General features: G+C 69.6%; 16 protein-coding genes. 8 read left to right on the top strand and 8 right to left on the bottom strand.

The genetic code is table 11. From position 1 onward, the window contains the following. The first annotated feature begins 248 nt into the window (after positions 1-248). The 4 genes from AB0I81_RS31780 to AB0I81_RS31765 are packed head-to-tail and all read left to right on the top strand — an operon-like array spanning position 249 to position 4583. Positions 249-3191 carry a nitrate- and nitrite sensing domain-containing protein gene (locus AB0I81_RS31780; protein ID WP_360663858.1) on the top strand — a complete coding sequence of 981 codons (2943 nt, stop codon included), beginning with the start codon at positions 249-251 and terminating at the stop codon, positions 3189-3191. 21 nt (positions 3192-3212) lie between these two features. Further along, positions 3213-3635: a roadblock/LC7 domain-containing protein gene (locus tag AB0I81_RS31775; RefSeq protein ID WP_360663856.1), complete on the top strand. Its 423-nt coding sequence runs from the start codon at positions 3213-3215 to the stop codon at positions 3633-3635. A 26-nt stretch (positions 3636-3661) separates the two neighbouring features. Beyond that, entirely contained in the window at positions 3662-4024 is a 363-nt protein-coding gene (locus AB0I81_RS31770; RefSeq protein WP_360663854.1) for a DUF742 domain-containing protein, read from the top strand. After that, entirely contained in the window at positions 4005-4583 is a 579-nt protein-coding gene (locus AB0I81_RS31765; protein ID WP_360663852.1) for an ATP/GTP-binding protein, read from the top strand. Before AB0I81_RS31770 ends, AB0I81_RS31765 begins: the two co-directional genes overlap by 20 nt. Positions 4584-4670: 87 nt before the next feature. On the opposite strand, the gene AB0I81_RS31760 is transcribed toward AB0I81_RS31765, so the two are convergent. Genes AB0I81_RS31760 through AB0I81_RS31735 form a run of 6 tightly spaced genes read right to left on the bottom strand, consistent with a single transcriptional unit; the run spans position 4671 to position 11992 of the window. Beyond that, positions 4671-5450 carry a TetR/AcrR family transcriptional regulator gene (locus tag AB0I81_RS31760; RefSeq protein ID WP_360663850.1) on the bottom strand — a complete coding sequence of 260 codons (780 nt, stop codon included), beginning with the start codon at positions 5448-5450 and terminating at the stop codon, positions 4671-4673. A gap of 30 nt (positions 5451-5480) precedes the next feature. Then, positions 5481-7106 (bottom strand): choline dehydrogenase, encoded by a 1626-nt coding sequence (gene betA, locus AB0I81_RS31755; RefSeq protein WP_360663848.1) that lies wholly within the window; start codon positions 7104-7106, stop codon positions 5481-5483. After that, on the bottom strand, positions 7103-8065 hold the full coding sequence (locus AB0I81_RS31750) for an ABC transporter substrate-binding protein (protein ID WP_360663846.1): 963 nt from the start codon (positions 8063-8065) through the stop codon (positions 7103-7105). Before AB0I81_RS31750 ends, betA begins: the two co-directional genes overlap by 4 nt. After that, positions 8062-9039, bottom strand: coding sequence for an ABC transporter substrate-binding protein (locus AB0I81_RS31745; RefSeq protein ID WP_360663844.1), 978 nt, complete (start codon positions 9037-9039; stop codon positions 8062-8064). The genes AB0I81_RS31750 and AB0I81_RS31745 overlap by 4 nt, the downstream gene beginning before the upstream one ends. After that, positions 9036-10952, bottom strand: coding sequence for an ABC transporter permease subunit (locus tag AB0I81_RS31740; RefSeq protein ID WP_360663842.1), 1917 nt, complete (start codon positions 10950-10952; stop codon positions 9036-9038). The genes AB0I81_RS31745 and AB0I81_RS31740 overlap by 4 nt, the downstream gene beginning before the upstream one ends. Next, positions 10949-11992 (bottom strand): glycine betaine/L-proline ABC transporter ATP-binding protein, encoded by a 1044-nt coding sequence (locus tag AB0I81_RS31735; RefSeq protein ID WP_360663840.1) that lies wholly within the window; start codon positions 11990-11992, stop codon positions 10949-10951. The genes AB0I81_RS31740 and AB0I81_RS31735 overlap by 4 nt, the downstream gene beginning before the upstream one ends. Positions 11993-12322: 330 nt before the next feature. Between AB0I81_RS31735 and AB0I81_RS31730 the strand changes: the two genes are divergently transcribed. From AB0I81_RS31730 to AB0I81_RS31715, 4 genes are all read left to right on the top strand, one after another. After that, positions 12323-15082, top strand: a complete 2760-nt coding sequence (locus AB0I81_RS31730) for a nitrate- and nitrite sensing domain-containing protein (protein ID WP_360663838.1) — start codon at positions 12323-12325, stop codon at positions 15080-15082. Further along, positions 15079-15501 carry a roadblock/LC7 domain-containing protein gene (locus AB0I81_RS31725; protein ID WP_360663836.1) on the top strand — a complete coding sequence of 141 codons (423 nt, stop codon included), beginning with the start codon at positions 15079-15081 and terminating at the stop codon, positions 15499-15501. Before AB0I81_RS31730 ends, AB0I81_RS31725 begins: the two co-directional genes overlap by 4 nt. Positions 15502-15567: 66 nt before the next feature. Further along, positions 15568-15882 (top strand): DUF742 domain-containing protein, encoded by a 315-nt coding sequence (locus AB0I81_RS31720; protein WP_360663835.1) that lies wholly within the window; start codon positions 15568-15570, stop codon positions 15880-15882. 4 nt (positions 15883-15886) lie between these two features. Further along, on the top strand, positions 15887-16429 hold the full coding sequence (locus AB0I81_RS31715) for an ATP/GTP-binding protein (protein WP_360664427.1): 543 nt from the start codon (positions 15887-15889) through the stop codon (positions 16427-16429). On the opposite strand, the gene AB0I81_RS31710 is transcribed toward AB0I81_RS31715, so the two are convergent. Together AB0I81_RS31710 and AB0I81_RS31705 are read right to left on the bottom strand one after the other, a co-directional pair. After that, positions 16423-17382 carry an SIS domain-containing protein gene (locus AB0I81_RS31710; RefSeq protein WP_360663833.1) on the bottom strand — a complete coding sequence of 320 codons (960 nt, stop codon included), beginning with the start codon at positions 17380-17382 and terminating at the stop codon, positions 16423-16425. The two genes, AB0I81_RS31715 and AB0I81_RS31710, sit on opposite strands and share 7 nt — an antisense overlap. Further along, a complete protein-coding gene (locus AB0I81_RS31705; protein WP_360663831.1) occupies positions 17379-18410 on the bottom strand; it encodes a hypothetical protein in 1032 nt (343 codons plus the stop codon). Before AB0I81_RS31705 ends, AB0I81_RS31710 begins: the two co-directional genes overlap by 4 nt. Positions 18411-18571: the final 161 nt, after the last annotated feature.

The raw sequence follows: 18571 nt of genomic DNA, 5'->3' as shown, positions 1-18571 counted from the left end.
AGCACACAAGTGGCGGTCGCATTTGTAACGATTGTGTCCGATTTGCCGGATAAGTCAGAAGCTGCGGATACCTTGTGGACGGCTTGGGACCCGGGTGCGGACGGGACGATTGTGGGGTAGCGGGAGCGGTGACAACGGGGAATTCGGGCAGCGGCCCAGCCGCGCGACCAGACCGCGGCAAGCGGCCGCTACATCGGCTCAGTTTGCGAAACTGGCGGGTGAGGTGGCGGCTCACGGCACTCATCCTGGTGCCCACCATCGCCGGCGTCGTGCTCGGGGGAGCGCGCGTGGTGGAGTCGGTCCAGAGCATCGAGGACTACGACCGTACGGCCTCCGCGACCGAACAGGCCGGCCGGCTCCGCGACCTGGTACAGGCGGTCGGGCTGGAGCGTGACAGGGGCGGCTGGATCGGCGCCGGTGGCCGCGCGATCCGCAACGAGTACGCCGACGAGTACGCGGCGGAAAAGGCAGCCGTAGACACGCTGATCAAGACCGTGCGCACCGACCTCGCCGCCATGGACGACTCCTACGGCCCCCGTGTGGTCAAGGCCGCCGCGCAGGCGGAGTCCGACCTGGGCCGGCTGTCCAGGATCAGGGCCGAGGGCCAGACCAACACCAGCCGCTACGACTCCCTCACCGACACCCTGCTCGACCTGCACGACGAGCTGGCCCTGATGACGGACGACTCCCAGATCGTCGGCCAGTTCCGCGCCCTGAGCGCGCTCGCCTCGGCCAAGGAGGAGATCTCCCGCCAGCGCGTCCAGCTCCTGCAGGCCTCCTACCAGCCGAACAGGGTGGACGCCAAGGTGGTGGAGCAGTTCATCGCCTCCAACGCCCGCCAGCAGAGCGACATCGCCACCGTGGGCGCCGAGGGCGGCGCGGAGTTCGGCCTGGAGTTGTCCAAGGCGCTGACCTCCAGCCCCGAGTACGTCATCGTGCAGCTCACCAAGTCCCGCGCGATCACGCTGGCCAGTGGACGGCAGCCCGGCGCCCGCATCACCGACAACCTCATCTCCGCCGGCGGCGATCGCCTGAAGTGGTTCAACGACAACAAGACCTCCGTCGAGGTGCTGCGGGGCATCGAGAAGGACGTGGCCGACGCCGTCGCCCTGCGCAGCCAGGACCTGCGCTCCGCCGAGACCCGCAACGCGATCATCGCGGGCGGCCTGATCGTGGCGCTGCTGGTGGTCGTCCTGCTGCTCACCGTCGCCATCGCCCGGTCCCTGGTCGGCCCGCTGCGCAGGCTGCGTACCGAGGCGCTGGAGGTGGCCGGCTTCCGGCTGCCCGACGTGGTGCGCCAGCTGCGCGTCAGCGGCGACACGAACGTGCGCGACGTGCAGCCCATCGAGGTCGAGGGCCACGACGAGATCGGCGAGGTGGCGCGGGCCTTCGACCAGGTGCACCGGCAGGCCGTGCGGCTCGCCGGTGAGGAGGCCGAACTGCGCAGCAACATCAGCTCGATGTTCGTCAACCTCTCCCGCCGCACGCAGACGCTGGTCGAGCGGCAGATCTCGCTGATCGACGGCCTGGAGAAGGGCGAGCAGGACGGCGGCCGGCTGGCCGACCTGTTCAAGCTCGACCACCTGGCCACCCGCATGCGCCGCAACTCCGAGAACCTCCTGGTCCTGGCCGGTCACGAGGCCACCCGCCGGCGCAGCCAGCCGGCCAAGCTGGTCGACGTCGTACGCGCCGCGCTGTCGGAGGTCGAGGGTTACGAGCGCGTCCAGGTCAAGGTGCACCGGAGCACCTCGGTGCTCGGCAGCTGCGCCAACGACCTGGTCCACCTGGTCGCCGAGCTGGTCGAGAACGCCATCCAGTTCTCCCCGAGCACCTCCCAGGTCACGGTCACCAGCAGCCTCATCGAGGGCGGCGGCGCGCTGCTGTCGGTCAGCGACACCGGCATCAGCATGACCGAGGAGGAGTTGGCCGAGGCCAACCGCCGCCTCGCCGAGCCGCCCGTCGTGGACGTGTCGGTCTCCCGGCGCATGGGCCTGTTCGTGGTCGGCCGGCTGGCGCTGCGCCACGGCATCAGGGTGCAGCTGCGCAGGGGCGAGGGCAACGGCCTGATCGCCATGGTGCTGCTGCCGCCCACGCTGCTCGCCGACGGGACGCAGCCGCAGTTGCCGCAGCGGCCCGCGTTCGGCGGCGGCGCCTTGCCCGCCGGTCAGACGGGTCCGGGTCAGACGGGTCCGGGTCAGGCGGGTCCGGGGCAGGTGGGTCCGGGGCAGGTGGGTCCGGGTCAGGTGGGTCCGGGTCAGGTGGGCTCGCCCCCGCCGAACGGGTCGTTCAGGTCCTTCGCCAGCTTCGACTCCTTCGAGGCGGGTCCGGCCAGGCAGGGGCCGCCCGACAACGGCCGGCCACGGCACGCGGCGCCGCCCGCTCAGGGGTTCGTCCCGTTCGACGGCGGCCAGGGTGCTCCGCAGGGGCCGGGCGCGTACAACAGCGGGCCGCCGCCGAACCAACTGCCGGGCGCTCCGGGGCCGGGTGTTCCGGGGCCGGGTGTTCTGGGGCAGGGTCCGCGTTCGTACGACAGCATGCCGGGCGCCCCCAGGCCGTACAACTCGGAACCGGGCGTCACCGGCTTCACCGCCGACACCGACGGCGGCTCCTACCGCAGGCAGCCGGGCTCGTTCGACTCAGGGACCTACCCTTCGTACCCCAGCCCGCCCGTTTCGCCGTCTGGTAATGGCGCGTTCCAGACGCCGCCCCCGTCGTACCCGACCAACGAGGTACGCACCCCGGATCCCGCGCCCTCGGTGGACTATTCGCCGATGGAGCAGAAGCAGGAAGAGTTCCTGCCGATCTTCGCCTCGGTCGAGTCGGCCTGGTTCCGCAGGCCGCCGGGCGAGGCCGCACAGCAGCCGGGAGGCGGCGGTGAGCCCGGGCCCGCCCAAGCCGTACCCTCTGGGGAGGAATCGTGGCGAACGGCCGCGGACGCCGGGTGGCAAGCGGCGGCCAGAGCCAGCGATCCCAGCCTCGGCGGCATCACCGCCGCCGGGCTTCCCAAGCGAACCCCGAAGGCCAACCTCGTGCCGGGCACGGCGAGCCAGCCCGCGCGGCAGCAGCCGCAGCGGCCGGAGCCGACGCCCCCGGTCTCAGCGGACCGGATGCGCAGCAGGATGGCCAGCTACCAGCAGGGTGTTCGACGGGGCCGCCAGGAAGTACGTGGACAGGAGGAACAGAGTGAGTAAGCGTCCCGCCGGGGAGGATGCGTGACAACCCTTAGTCATGAGGCGCACAGGTTCGACTGGCTGATCACGGATTTCGTGCGTAACACGCCCGGAGTCGCGCATGCCGTCGTGGTCTCGGCGGACGGGCTCTGCCTGGCCGCCTCGGAGGGTTTCCCGCCGGACCGTGCCGACCAGCTCGCGGCGGTCTCCGCCGGCCTGCTGAGTCTGACCGTGGGTGCTTCCAGGGTGTTCGAGGGCGGCGCGGTGACGCAGACCGTCGTGGAGATGCAGCGCGGCCTGCTGCTGGTCATGGCGATCAGCGACGGCTCCGTGCTGACGGTTCTGGCGGGTCCGGATTGTGACATGGGCCTGGTGGCGTACCAGATGACGTTGCTGGTAGACAGAGCGGGACAGGCGCTCACACCGTCCCTTCGCGCGGAGCTCCAGGCCGCCAGGACGCGGTGATGTTATGGAACTGATGGGAGCGGGCCGTGTACGGCACTGACGGAGCCGGGGACGACGAGCCCCTGTTCCGTCCCTACGCGGTGACAGGCGGCCGCTCCGAGCCGCGCTATCACCTCGCGATGGAGACGTTGATCTCATCGATGTCGATCCCGGACGACGAGATGGCCATGCTCACCCCCGAGCAGGAGTCCATCATGCAGCTCTGCAGGTCGTTCCGGTCGGTCGCCGAGATCTCGGCCCTGCTCCGCGTCCCGCTGGGCGTTGCCAGAGTGCTTGTGGCGGACATGTCCGACGAAGGGCTTGTCCGCCTGCACCAGCCGCGCCTCAGCCAGGGACAGCCAGACCTCAACATGCTCGAAAGGGTGCTCAGTGGACTACGCAGGCTCTAGCCCCGGGCTAACGTCGACGAAGATCGTCGTCGCCGGTGGCTTCGGCGTCGGGAAGACGACGTTCGTGGGGGCGGTGTCGGAGATCCTCCCGCTCACCACGGAAGCGGTGATGACCGACGCGTCCGCGGGCATCGACGACCTCGGCCTGACGCCGAACAAGCAGACCACGACCGTGGCCATGGACTTCGGCCGCCTCTCGCTCGACCGCGACCTGATCCTGTACCTGTTCGGCACGCCCGGACAGCACCGGTTCTGGTTCATGTGGGATGACCTGGTCAAGGGGGCGATCGGCGCGGTGGTGCTGCTCGACACGCGCCGCCTGGCCGACAGCTTCCCGGCCATCGACTACTTCGAAGAGGCCAAGCTGCCCTTCGTGATCGGGGTCAACGGCTGGGACGGGCAGTTCCCGCACTCCGACGAGGAGGTCAGGGAGGCGCTCGCGCTGTCGCCGCAGGTGCCGATCGTGCGCACCGACGCCCGGCACCGCGAATCGGTCAAGGCGACGCTGATCTCGCTGGTCGAGCACGTCGTACGCCTGCGTGCCAGCGCCGTGCACTGACCCGCGCACGCCCGCGCGCCAGCGCCGTGCACTGACCCGCGCCACACCACCGCCGTGCACTGAGCGGCGCCGTGCACTGAGCGGCGTCTAATCGGCATTGGCGGTGGTGGCGCGCCTGGCGACCAGGGCCTCGATGCCGTCGAGCACGCGTTCCAGCCCGAACTCGAAGGCGTGCTCGGGGCTGTAGGCCGCGTTCAGCTCCTCGCCCGCGGCCTGCCCCACCCTGGCCGCCGTGGGGTAGCGGCTGGCGTCGGAGATCCGGCTGAGGAAGGGCGCGTGCGCGGCCCACCACTGCTGGTCGGTCAGCCCCGTCAGGCTCTCGGCCTGCGCCGACTCCACCGCGCCCCTGGCCGCGCCGTGCACGAACCCGGTGACCAACGTGATCACCGAGTCCATCTCCAGGTCCGACAGGCCGATGCCGTCGATGGCGCGCAACTCGTAGTCGTACTTGGCGGTGACGTTGGGCCCGAGCACCGGCCGGCTCGTCGCCACCTGCAACAACCACGGGTGCCGCAGGTAGAGCGCCCAGTTCTCCCTGGCGATCTGCTCCAGCCGCCCCCGCCAGCCGCCCGTTACGTCCTCCGGCCTGGCGGTCTCGCCGTAGACCTGGTCGAGCATGACGTCGAACAACTCCGGCTTGCCCGGCACGTACGTGTAGAGCGACATCGTCCCCACGCCCAGCCGCTCGGCCACCCGGCGCATGGACAGCGCCTGCAGCCCTTCGGCGTCGGCCACCTCGATGGCGGCGCGCACGACGCGGTCCACGCTCAGCTCCGGCTTGCCCTTACGGCTGGCCCGCTCGGTGGTACGCCAGAGCAGCGCGAGGCTGCGCGCGGGATCGCCCTTCCCTGAGAACTCAACTGTCACCTTCGTACGGTACACCGTACGGCAGACGCCTCAGCCGTGCCGGTAGAAGTCCACCGGTTCCGGGGCCAGCGGGGTGTGGCCGAGGATGAGGTCGGCGGACTTTTCGGCGAGCATCATCACCGGGGCGTAGATGTTGCCGTTCGTGACGTAGGGCATGGCCGAGGCGTCCACCACGCGCAGCCCGTCCAGGCCGTGCACGCGCATCGTGTCCGGGTCCACGACCGAAAGCTCGCCGGTGCCCATAGCGCAGGTGCACGACGGGTGCAGGGCGGTCTCGGCGTCCTTGGCGACCCAAGAGAGGATCTCCTCGTCCGTACGCACCGACGGGCCGGGGGAGAGTTCACCCCCGTCCAGGTCTGCCCACGCGGGCTGGGACAGGATCGCCCTGGCGTGCCTGATCGCCTCCACCCACTCCCTGCGGTCCTGGTCGGTGGACAGGTAGTTGAAGCGCAGGGCGGGCTTGTGGCGCGGGTCGGCCGAGGTGATGCGGACCGAGCCGCGGGCGTCGGAGTACATGGGGCCGATGTGCACCTGGTAGCCGTGGCCGCCCGCCGGGCCAGAGCCGTCGTAGCGTACGGCGATCGGCAGGAAGTGGAACATCAGGTTGGGGTAGGCCACCTCGTCGTTCGAGCGGATGAAGCCGCCGGCCTCGAAGTGGTTGGTGGCGCCGGGGCCGCGCCGGCGGAAGAGCCAGTCGGCGCCGATGAGGGGACGCCGCCACATCGCCAGGGACGGCTGCTGGGAGACCGGCCGCGTGCAGGCGTGCTGGACGTAGACCTCCAGGTGGTCCTGAAGGTTCTCGCCGACCCCGGGCAGGTCGTGGATCACCTCGATGCCCAGGGGCTCCAGCAGGGAGCGGGGGCCCACGCCGGAGAGCTGGAGGAGCTGGGGGGTGTTGACGGCGCCGCCGCAGAGGATGACCTCCGAGGCGTCGATGCGCCGGCCGTCGCAGATCACCCCGACCGCGCGGGCGCCGTCGAAGAGCACCTTCTCCACGAAGGCCCGCGTTCTGACCTTCAGGTTCGGCCGGTGGCGTACGGGGTGGAGGTAGGCGCGGGCGGCGCTGAGCCGCCGGCCGCGGTGCACGTTGCGGTCGAAGGCGGCGAAGCCCTCCTGGCGGTAGCCGTTCACGTCGTCGGTCAGCGGGTGGCCGGCCTGCTGGACCGCCTCGAAGAACGCCTCGAACAGCGGCCCGCGCGCGGGCCCGCGCTCCAGCTTCAGCGGGCCCGCGCCGCCGCGGAAGTCCGTGCCGGGGTCGGCCAGGCAGTTCTCCATCCTCTTGAAGTACGGCAGGCAGTGCGCGTAGTCCCAGCGCTTCATGCCGGGATCGGCGGCCCAGCGTTCGTAGTCCAGCGGATTGCCCCGCTGGAAGATCATCCCGTTGATGCTGCTGGAGCCGCCCAGCACCTTGCCGCGGGCGTGGTAGACGCGCCGCCCGCCCAGGTACGGCTCCGGCTCCGACTCGTACTTCCAGTCGTAGAACCGGCTGCCGATCGGGAACATCAGCGCCGCCGGCATGTGGATGAACACGTCCCACAGGTAGTCGGGCCGGCCGGCCTCCAGCACCAGCACCGACGTCGAGGGGTCGGCGCTCAGCCGGTTGGCCAGGGCGCAGCCGGCCGAGCCGCCGCCCACGATGACGAAGTCGAACCTCAACGGGGGATCCAGTCCTTCCACACGATCTTGTTCTCGGCCACCCACCGCTCGGCGGCGTCCTCGGCGCTCAGCTTCTCGTTGACCATGAGGCCGGCCACGACGTTCTGGTCGTCGTTGGTCCAGTTGAAGTTGCGCACCAGCTCGTACGCCTGCCCGCCCGTCTCCGCGAACCGCCGGCTGACGATCTTGTCCAGCAGGTACGGCGGATAGTCGCAGGCGACCTTGGACGGCTGGTCGTCGCAGCCCACGGCGTAGGCCGGCAGCGCGACCTTGACGAGCTTCACCTTGGTGAACAGCCATTGCGGTTCGTAGAAATACATGAGCAGCGGCGTCCGATTCTTCGTCGCCTCCTGCGCCGCCTTGATCAGCGCGGCCTCGCTGCCCGAGTAGACGACCTTGTAATTCAGCTTGAGATTCTTGACGATCGCCTCGTCATTGGTGACGAACGTCGGATCGCCATCCAAAACCTGACCGGCGTTTCCGGTCTTTTCGGTCCGGAAGAGGCTGGCGTACTTATTGAGGTTTCGGTAGTCCGTAATATCGGGATACTTTTTGGCCATCCACTCCGGCACGTACCACCCGATGACGCCCTTGTTTCCGGTCAGACCGGCCGACAACGCTACTTTCTTCTCCTCGATGAACTCCTTCTTCCAGTCGTTGTGACCCCAGCTCTCCACGATCACATCGACCTTGCCGGACTCGAAATCCCGCCAGGACTGGTCCTCTTTGATGGGCCGCTTGTTCACCTTGTAGCCCAGCTCGTTCTCCAGCAGGTGCGCCATCACGGCCGCCTGGGCCTCGTACCCCACCCAGGCGTGGATGTCCATGTTGACCGTGCCCTTGGCGCCCGCCGCCGCGGTCTCCGGCTCACCGCCGGAGCAGCCCGCCAGCAGCAGCACCAGGACGAGCGCCCCCACGAGCGGCCCCGCCGGGCGGGGCCGCGTTCTGAGCGGGATCATTTGGGAATCCACGCCTGCCACTTGGCGGTGTTGGCCTCCACCCACTTCTTGGCGGCCTCCTCGCCGGTCATGCCGTTGTTGGTCATGTCGTCGGCGACGGCGTTCTGGTCTTCGTTGGTCCACGTGAAGTTCTTGACCAGCTCGTACGCCTTCCCGCCGGTCTGCGTGAACTTGGTGCTGACGATCTTGTCCAGGTCCATCTCCGGGTAGTCGCAGGCCACCTTCTTCGGTTCGGCGTCGCAGCCCTCGGTGTAGGCGGGCAGGTTGACCCGGACCAGGTCGGTCTTGCTGAAGAGCCAGTGCGGGTCCCAGAAGTAGAACAGCAGCGCCTTCTTCTGCTCCTGCGCCTGCTGGGCGCCCTTGATCAGGGCCGCCTCGCTGCCGCCGACGACGACCTTGTAGTTCAGCTTGAGGTTCTTGATCAGGGCTTCCTCGTTGCTGACGTAGGACGGGTCGCCGAACAACAACTGGCCCTTGTCACCCGACTCCGAGGTCTTGAACAGGCTCGCGTACTTGTTCAGGTTCTTGTAGTCGGTGATGTCGGGGTGCTTGTCGGCCATCCACTTGGGGATGTACCAGCCGATGACGCCCTTGTTGCCGGTGGAGCCCGCCACCTGCGCGGTCTTCTTCTCCTCGATGAACTGCTTCTTCAGGTCCGGATGACCCCAGTTCTCGATGATGACGTCCACGTCGCCGGTCTCGAAGCCCTCCCAGGCGAGCTGCTCCTTGATCTCGGGCAGCTCGACGGTGTAGCCGAGCTCGTTCTTCAGCAGGTACGCGACGACGTTCGCGCTGGCCTCGTACCCCACCCAGGGGTTGATCGCGATCTTGACGGTGCCGGCGGACCCCGACGCGGAGGCGCTGGAACCGGATGCCGGTGCGGAGGCGCCGGTGGTGCCGTCCACGGTGGCTCCGCCGCAGCCCACGGCGGCGAGCCCGAGTACCATCAGGCCTGCGAGCAGGCGAATCTTCATGTGAACTTCCTCTTTCGGGGGGAAGGACGCCTGTCGGCGCCCTGCGTGATGCGGTCGAGCATGACTCCGAGGAGCACGGTCGCGATGCCCGCGACGAAGCCCATGCCGAAGTCGGTCCGCTGGGAGAACCCGGTGACCACGTCATAGCCGAGGGCCCCCGCCCCGACCAGGCCGCCGACGACCACCATGGCCAGCGTCATCACGATGCCCTGGTTGGCGGCGAGCAGGATGGCCCGCCTGGCCATGGGCAGTTGCACCTTCCACAGCAGCTGGCCGGGGGTGGAACCGGCGGAGAGGGCCGCCTCGACGACCGTCCCGGGCACCGCCTTGATGCCGTCCTCGACCAGGCGCACCACGGGCGGCACCGCGTAGATCACGGAGGCGAAGATGGCGGTGAACCTGGTCGTCTCGAACAGGGCCAGCGCCGGCAGCAGGTACACGAACGCGGGCATCGTCTGCGCGGCGTCGAGCAGGGGGCGTTGGATGGCCGAGTAGCGCGGCGAGCGGGCCGCGGCCACGCCCAGCAGCAGGCCGATGACCAGGGTGACCAGCACCGCGACGGCGACCGTGGTCATCGTCTGCATGGTGTGCTCCCAGACGCCGAGCAGCGCGATCGCCAGCAGGCAGGCCAGCGCCGTGAGCGCGGGACGCAGGCCGCTCACCCGGTAGGCGACGGCCAGCACGGCGAGCGCGACCAGCCACCACGGGGCCGAGGTGAGCAGCGACTCCAGGGGGTTGAGCAGGGCGAAGCTGGTCGTGTCCTTGATCCACGTGGTGACCCCGTACCAGTTGACCTCGGCCCAGCGCACGGCGTCGTTCACCTCGGCGACCATGTTGATCGTCAGGTTCTCCGGCCAGACCTTCGGCAGTACGGGGATCAGCGCGAGGCCCGCGACGATCAGCCCTCCGGCGGCGAGCAGATCCACCCGGCCGAACCTCGCGTGCGGGTCCCGGCGGGCGACGGCCATCATCATCCGGTCCAGCACCACCGCCATGATCACGATCGCGATGCCGGCCGGCAACATGATGCCGACCTGGGCCCGGTGCAGGCCGCGCAGGATCTCGCCGCCCAGCCCCGGGGCCGAGATGAGGGTCGCGATGACGACCATGGACAGCGCCATCATGATCGTCTGGTTGATCGCCAGCGCGATCGTGGACCTGGCCAGCGGCAGGTAGACCTTGAACAACGTCTGCCGCCGCGTGGCGCCCAGCGAGGCCGACGCCTCGACCGCCGTGGGGGAGACCTCCGAGATGGCCAGGGCGGTGATCCGGATGGCCGGCGGGATCGAGTAGATCATCGTCGCGATGGCCCCGGCGGGCGCCCCGATGTGGAAGAACAGGGCGAGCGGCGCGAGATAGGCGAACGTCGGCATGATCTGCATGACGTCCAGCACGGGAGTGATCGTCCGCCGCACCCGTACGGAGAACCCGGCCCAGATCCCCACCGGAATCCCGATCGCCAGCGACAGCAGCACCGCCACCGCGACCAGGGCCAGCGTGTCCACGCTCGACTCCCACAACCCCAGCACGCCGAACGCGCTCACGCCCCCGACCGCCACCAGCGCCACCCGCCGGCCGCCGGCCAGCCACGCCAGCCCGCCCATGATGCCGGTGATGCCGGGCCAGCCGAGCGCGTACAGGACGGTCTCGAACAGGGTGTAGAGCGCGCCCACGAAGAGCCGGATGTAGTTGAGGAAGTACAGGAAGAGCGGGTTGTCGTTGCGGTGGTCGTCGATCCACTCGCGTAGGTCGGTGACGGCCAGGAACTGCGGCGCCTCCTTGTCGTGCGGCAGCGTCCCCGTGCCCTGGAAGACGAGGTACGCCACCACGAACAGGGCCGCCACGCCGATCGGCGCCGCCCACCTCGGCAGCCCCCCGAGCCGGGAGGGGGTGGGGACGGCCGTGGAGCTCACGTGCCGGCCCTTGCGCCCGAAAGGAACGACAGCAGGTCCACCCGGTCCACCACGCCGGCCAGGTCTTCGCCGTCCATCACCCGGACCGGCCTGGAGGAGGCGGAGGCCGCGCCGATCGCGTCCTTGATGACGGTGGTGGCCGGCAACATCGGCCCGTCGAGCGGCTCTCCGGGCTCGGGGTCGCGGCAGATCCAGCGCAGGCTCAGCACGTTGCTCCTGGGCACGTCGCGCACGAAGTCGGCCACGTAGTCGTCGGCCGGCGCGCCGACCAGCTCCTCGGCCGTGCCGAGCTGCACGATCGAGCCGGCCCGCATGATCGCGATCCGTTCGCCCAGCTTGAGCGCCTCGGACAGGTCGTGCGTGATGAACAACATCGTCTTGCCGACTTCCCGGTGCAGCCGGATCACCTCGGCCTGCATGTCGCGCCTGATGAGCGGGTCGAGCGCGCTGAACGGCTCGTCGAACAGCATCACCTGGGGCTCCACGGCCAGCGCCCTGGCCAGGCCCACGCGCTGCTGCATGCCGCCGGAGAGCTGGTCGGGATAGGCGTCGGCGTAGCCGTCGAGGCCGACGAGCGAGAGGATCTCGGCGGCCCGCGCGTGCCTGACGCGTTTCTCGGTGCCCTGGACCTCCAGCCCGTACGCCACGTTGTCGATCACCCTGCGGTGCGGCAGCAGGCCGAAGTGCTGGAAGACCATGCTCACCTGGTGTCTGCGGATCTCGCGGAGCCGGGCGGGCGAGGCGGCGCGGATGTCCTCGCCGCCGATTCTGATCTCGCCGGCGCTGGGCTCGATGAGCCTGGTCAGGCAGCGTACGAGGGTGGACTTGCCGCTGCCGGACAGGCCCATGACGACGAAGACCTCTCCGGGGCGTACCTCGAAGCTCACGTCACGGACGGCGGCGGTGCAGCCGGTCTTCTCCCTCAGCGCGGCGGGATCGAGGTGCTTGTCTTCACTGTCCAGCACTCTTTGCGCCCTGGAGCCGAAGATCTTCCAAAGGCCCGCAACGGTGATGGCCGCGTTGCCGGGAGAATCTCCCACCACTCGCCTCCTCGTTTGACGCCGCTCAACATATGTCGCCAATAGCGAGAATCTCAACGTTTTCCGGCCAGTCGAAGATCGCTTGTTACTTCGTTGGAACGAGCCAACCACTCATAAGTGGACATTTATTCTGTTAAAGGATTGTTTCGTGCCGTACGTGCTTCCGGCATGGAGCGCCAGGTTCTATCCTCATGAGTCACGCAGGCCAACATTTGTCGCGTTATGTTCGCTTGGCCACGAGCCTTGGGATGTGTTCCAATTACCGGCACTTGCTGATTTCTCGCGAGACACAGACTCCTCATATACGCCGATTCGGGCGAGGTGCGTTGGGTGAGTACAGAGCTGGGCCGCAAGCAGGCCGGCGAAGGTCGCTGGCGGCTGCGTAATTGGCGTGTCCGGGCACGACTCGTCGCGCTGATCATGGTGCCGACCGCGGCCGCCGTGTTGCTGGGCGGATTCCAGGTGCTCGCCTCGACGTCGGCGGCGGCGGACTACGCGCGGACGAACCAGTTCGCCCGGCTCTCCGCCGAGCTGGGCGGGCTCACCCACCTGGTCTCCGCCGAGCGGGCCAGGACCGCCTCCTACATCGCGCGCAACCGGCCCGCGGCCGTGCTGAACGAGGTGCAGGCCCAGATGGACCAGGTGGACCTGGCGGCCAGGACGGTACGCGGGATCGCCGGGCAACTGCGGGCCGAGTCCACCGGCCGTACCGCAGACCAGCTGGAGAACCTGCTCAACCGCCTCGACGACCTGGCCCCGCTGCGCAAGCAGGCATTGGAGGCCAACCTGCTGCCGGGACCCGCCGTCGAGTTGTACACGACGGTGGTGGCCGACCTGCTCTCCGTGCACAACGAGCTGGTCAAGGGCAGCCTGGACGACGAGCTGTTCCGCCAGACGAGCATGCTCGACGGGCTCGCCCGCGCCAAGGAGAGCCTGTCCTATCAGCAGGCGCTGGTCACGGTCGTCCTGGTCGAAGGCGCGTTCGACCAGGACCAGCTCAAGCGCTTCCTCGGCGAGCAGTCCAAGGAGGCCAGCGAGCGCGGGGACTTCGCCGCCGAGGCCACCGCGGCCGAACGCCGCTTCTTCGACGAGACCGTCAACGGCAGGTCCGCCGACCGCATGTTGTTCCTGCGCGAGCTGGTGCTCATCCGGGCCACCAAGGGGCTGCCGCTGCGCGGGCTGGACCAGTCCAAGCCCGACGACGCCAAGGAGTGGTTCGACTCGGCGAACGTGGTCGTCGACTCCATCCGCCTGGTCGAGGACCGCCAGGCCCAGGGCATCGTGGCGCGCAGCGAGTCGCTCAGCGCGGCGGAGCAGAACCGGGCGTACCTCACCGCGGGCGCCGTGCTGGCGCTGCTCGTGGTCATCCTGCTGATCACCACCGGCGTGGCCAGGTCCCTGGTACGGCCGCTGCGCCGGCTGCGCGGCGAGGCACTGGAGATCGCCGGCCGGCGGCTGCCCGAGTTCGTGCAGCACCTGCGGGAGTCGCGCGACAGCGCCGTCAGCGCCGAGGTGCCGCCCATCGGGATCTTCTCCAAGGACGAGGTGGGCGAGGTCGCGCGGGCCTTCGACGAGGTGCACCGCGAGGCCGTACGGCTGGCGGGCGACGAGGCCACGCTGCGCTCCAACGTCAACGCCATGTTCGTCAACCTGTCACGGCGCAGCCAGACGCTGGTCGAGCGGCAGCTCACGCTGATCGAGAAGCTGGAGCGCGGCGAGCGCGACGACGCCAGGCTCGGCGACCTGTTCAAGCTCGACCACCTGGCCACCCGCATGCGCCGCAACAGCGAGAACCTGCTCGTCCTGGCCGGCCAGGAGGCGGCGCGCAAGTGGCGCGAGCCGGTCGAGCTGATGGACATCGTGCGGGCGGCGCTGGGCGAGGTCGAGAGCTACGACCGGGTCAGCATCCAGGTCCAGTCGGACGTCGCCATCGCCGGTCAGGCCGTCACCGACGTCGTACACCTGCTCGCCGAGCTGGTCGAGAACGCCGTCTCCTTCTCCTCTCGGGACACCAAGGTCATCATCTCCAGCAGCCGCATCGACGGCGGCAGCCTGATGTTGTCGGTCACCGACCACGGCATCGGCATGAGCAACGAGGAACTGGCCGAGGCCAACTTCCGGCTGGCCAACCCGCCTGTCGTGGACGTGTCGGTGTCGCGGCGGATGGGGTTGTTCGTGGTCGGGCGGCTGGCGCTCCGGCACAACATCCGGGTGCAGTTGCGGCGGCAGGACATCGGCGGGCTGACCGCGATGATGCTGGTGCCGCCCATGTTGCTCACCACGCCGCCCGGTCCGGTGCCGGGAGCCGGGCAGCGCCTCCAGGTGCCCAGGCAGGGCGGTGCCCCGGCGCCGTCGTACGGTCCTCCGCAAGAGCCCATGCCGCCGGCGGGTCCCATGCCGTCAGTGAACCCCCTGCCGTCAGTGAATCCCCTGCCAACGGGGGGTCCCATGTCGACGGGACCGGGGACCGACACCCCGGCGGGGTGGCCGTCGTTCGCCACCGGGCCCTCCTCCGGGCATCCGTCGTTCGATTCCGTGCCGCCGGCGCCCGACCCGTCCTCCTGGTTTAGCTCGTCGCACACCCACTCGGTCGACACGCCGCACCCGGACCCGCTCGCCTACCGCCCGTCCTTACCGGACCTGCCCCCGCCCGCGCGGTCCTTCCCGAACTCTCCTCCGCCGCCTCTTCCGCAGCCGCCCGTCCCGGACCTGGCCGCGCCCTCGTACCCCACGCCCGCCACCCCGCACCCCACCGGCGAGGAGTACCTGCCGATCTTCGCCTCCGTCGAGGAGAGCAGCTGGTTCAGCAAGCCCTCGCCGACCGCCGACCACCGCGACCCCGGCTGGACCTCCCCGGCCGACGAGGGCTGGCAGGCCGCCGACGCGGTCGCGGAGCCCGCGGGCAACGGCGTCACGAGCTCAGGCTTGCCCAAGCGCACCCCGCGAGCGAACCTGGTACCGGGCACCGCCAATCCCACGCCACCGCCCGCCCCCGCTCCTGCGGTCTCTCCCGACAGACTCCGCAGCAGGCTGGCCAGCTACCAGCAGGGCGTGCGCAAGGGACGCGCCGAGCTCGAGGAGGACTCATGAAGGAGCTGAGCCAGGCCGCCAGGGACATCAACTGGCTGGTCAGCGCCTTCGTCGAAGAGGTCCCCGGCGTGGCGCACGCCGTGGTCGTCTCCGCTGACGGCCTGCCCATGGCCTATTCCAGGGGTTTCCCGAAAGACCGCGCCGACCAGCTCGCCGCCATCGCGGCCGGGCTGGTGAGCCTCACCGCGGGGTCGGCGCGGGTGTTCGAGGGCGGAGGAGTCACCCAGACCCTCGTCGAGATGGAACGCGGCCTGCTGCTGGTGATGTCGATCAGCGACGGATCCTGCCTGTCGGTGCTGGCCGCGCCCGACTGCGACATGGGCCTGGTCGCCTACCAGATGACGATCCTGGTCGAGCGCGCGGGGCAGGTCCTCACGCCTGCCGTACGGGCGGAGCTGTCCGCAACGCGCCCGTGGTGATGGGAGTCAACCTTGGCATCGTGGCACAACGGGGAGCAGGAACCCGAGCGAAGTTCCCTCGTCCGCATGTACGCCGTCACCGGCGGCAGGACCACTCCGCGTACGGAGCTGGCCATGGAGGCCCTGGTCTCGTCGGCGACCTCGGCGCAGCTCGGCACGACCTACACGCGTGAATACCGCGCGATCAGCGAGCTGTGCCGCCAGGTGCGCTCGGTGGCGGAGATCTCCGCGCTGCTCAGCGTGCCCATCGGGGTGGCGCGGGTGCTGGTCGCCGACATGGAGGCCGATGGGCTGGTCAAGGTGTACCAGCCACAACTGGACGCGGGACTCCCCGACAGGGGCCTGCTCGAAAGGGTGCTGAGTGGACTTCGCAGGCTCTAGCCGGCTGACCGCCACGAAGATCGTCGTGGCGGGCGGGTTCGGTGTGGGGAAGACCACGTTCGTCGGCGCGGTGTCGGAGATCATGCCGCTGACCACGGAGGCGCTCCTGACCGACGCCTCCGGGGAGATCGACGACGTACGGCACACGCCCGGCAAGACGACCACCACCGTGGCCATGGACTTCGGGCGGCTCTCGCTCGACCGGGACCTGATCCTGTACCTGTTCGGCACGCCGGGGCAGCGCCGGTTCTGGTTCATGTGGGACGACATCGTGAAAGGGGCGATCGGCGCGGTCGTCCTGGTGGACTCGCGCAGGCTGGCCGACAGCTTTCCCGCCGTGGACTACTTCGAGGACTCGAAGATCCCGTTCGTGATCGGGCTGAACGGGTGGGACGGCGACTTCCCGCACGCCGAGGACGAGGTGCGGGAGGCGCTCACGCTCTCGGCGCACGTGCCGGTCGTCCGTACGGACGCGCGCCTGCGCCAGGCCGTCGCGAACACCCTGATCACGCTGGTCGAGCACGCGCTGACGGTCCGGTCCTATTGAGCCGTCCACCAGTAGGCCGCCACCAGCTCCGCCACCAGCGTCTCGGTGAGCAGGGCCACGTCCGGGTCGTCGTCGTGCGCGTAGCGGATCGCGGCCGTGGCGTCCTTCACCTCGCCGCCCACGGTGATCACCGTGGAGTCCCGCTGCCGCACCCAGTCCATGGCCTGCTCGTCGTAGCGGGAACCGGGGAAGAGCAGCGCACGGTAGTCGAGCGTCTTGGTGAGGTACACGTCCACGTGCGACCAGTCGCCGCTCTCACACGCGTCCGCCGGGCGGCGCGGTCCCTCGCGGAACATCAGCGCCGACTGCTCGGCCGACGACAGGCGCTCGGCGGGGGCGATCGTGTAGACGCCGTGCGGGCCGTCGAGCAGCTCCATGGTCAGCGGGAGCCACTCGTCCCTGCGTTCCAGCAGGTCGGCCGAGGCATCCGCGGCCCTGTCGAGCAGGGCGGGCAGGTCTCTGTCCCGGCCGGTGAGCCTGGACTCCAGGGCCAGGAGCAGTGCCAGGGTGTGCTGGAACGTACGGCAGGCGACGCCGCCGCGCTCCTCGCCCGCCCGCAGGTCGATCACCAGGTCGGCGGCCTCGGCCAGCGGGGAGTCCGCCTTGTTGGTCATGGCGGCCAGGTAGGCGCGGCCGCCCGCGTACCTGGCGGTGGCGTCGAGTGTCTCCCTGCTGGAGCCGGTGGCCGAGATGGGGATGACCAGCGTGCCTTCGGCGGGCGGGAGGCTCGCGGCGGCCGAGGCGTACTCGGCGTGGGCGTTCACCCCAGCGGCGCGCAGCCGCAGCGCCGCCACCCCGGCGGCGTAGCGGGAGCTGCCCATGCCCAGGAACAGGACCCTGTCGAGGTCGCGCGGGAGCGCGTGGAAGGGGTCCTCCGCCCTGAGCGCGTCGGCCAGGGCCCGCAGGGTGTCCGGCTTGGATTCCAGATCGGCCAGGTAGAGCTCGGAATTCACGCGAAGTTCTCCTCGGGGTACCAGGTGCGCAGAACACCCATGGGGGCGTAGCGCCAGCGGGGAAGGTGACGGGCGGCGTAGATCAGCTCACGGCACTCCTGCTCCACCTCGAACGGGCGGATCAGCCTCTCGTCCAGCAGGTCCGGCCGGTGCCCGGCCGCCAGACGGTCCTTGTAGGCGCTCAGCAGCGTCGCACGCCCCCGCCTGGCCCACTCGGCGGTCCGGCCGGGTGGGGCGGATCTTCTTCTGATCGCCACCTGGGCGACATGTTCGAGGCTCGTGGTGAGCTGGGCCACGTCCCTGGCGGCGGGCTGGTACGGGTCGGCGCCGGTGAGCGTGGGATTGCCGTCGAAGTCGATGACCGCGTAGCCGTCGCGCCAGCTGAGGATCTGGCCCACGTGCAGGTCCCCGTGAATTCTGATCAACGGGGTGGTGACCTCGGTGCCGAGCGCGGCCAGCTCCCGCCGCATCGCCCCGGCCCTGGTGGCCAGCCAGTCGCCGTCCTCGCCGCCGGTCAGCTCCAGGGCCTGGGCCAGCGCCTCCTCGGCCCTGGCCGCCAGGGGGCCGCCCGCCGTACCGGTGCCGGGTGAAACGGGAAAAGAGGACAGGGCGAGGTGGAGGTCGGCGGCCAGGCGGCCGAGTTCGGCGGCGAAGTCCACCGTGCCGGCCACCGCCTCGTCCACGCACCACTCCCAGCCGTCCCGCGCCTGCGGCAGGTAGCCCGTGACCAGGGCCAGCAGGTGCTCACGACCGTCCAGCACCGCGGTCAGCGCCGCGTAGGGAGGGGCCGTGTCGTTGAAGCCCGCCTCAACGAGGTGCGCGAAGATTTCCGGCGTCGGGTGAGGAAGGGGCACGGGCGGGGTCAGCCACTTGACGACGACCCGCTCGTCCACGATCACCGAGTAGTTCGTCTGGTCCACGTGCGCCCCGAAATCGCGCTCACCTGGGGCCCCAGTGTGGAGATCTCCAGGACCGTGCGAGAGGGTGGGCAGCGGGAGGAAGCGCCGTACGGCGAACGGCGGCGGCACCTCCCCCTCCAACCGCGTCAGGACCGCGGCTGTGAGCCCGCGATCTCGCGCGGTGAGTGGCTTCTCACCGAGAGAGATCAACCGGCGACTTATTGAATCCCAATTCAAGAGATGGACCAAACTTCCTGGTAGCAATGTCCTCAAAAGTCTTGCTCATGTTG

It is taken from the genome of Nonomuraea sp. NPDC050404, assembly GCF_040655495.1.
GTDB lineage: Bacteria > Actinomycetota > Actinomycetes > Streptosporangiales > Streptosporangiaceae > Nonomuraea.
Note: the sequence above shows the minus strand (reverse complement) of the source record. Positions and strands in the feature narration are given on the sequence as shown.

Coding starts and splice junctions, on each gene's coding strand:
- AB0I81_RS31745 (WP_360663844.1), bottom strand. CDS start 9,039: ATGAAGATTCGCCTGCTCGCAGGCCTGATGGTACTCGGGCTCGCCGCC.
- AB0I81_RS31725 (WP_360663836.1), top strand. CDS start 15,079: ATGAAGGAGCTGAGCCAGGCCGCCAGGGACATCAACTGGCTGGTCAGC.
- AB0I81_RS31750 (WP_360663846.1), bottom strand. CDS start 8,065: ATGATCCCGCTCAGAACGCGGCCCCGCCCGGCGGGGCCGCTCGTGGGG.
- AB0I81_RS31720 (WP_360663835.1), top strand. CDS start 15,568: ATGTACGCCGTCACCGGCGGCAGGACCACTCCGCGTACGGAGCTGGCC.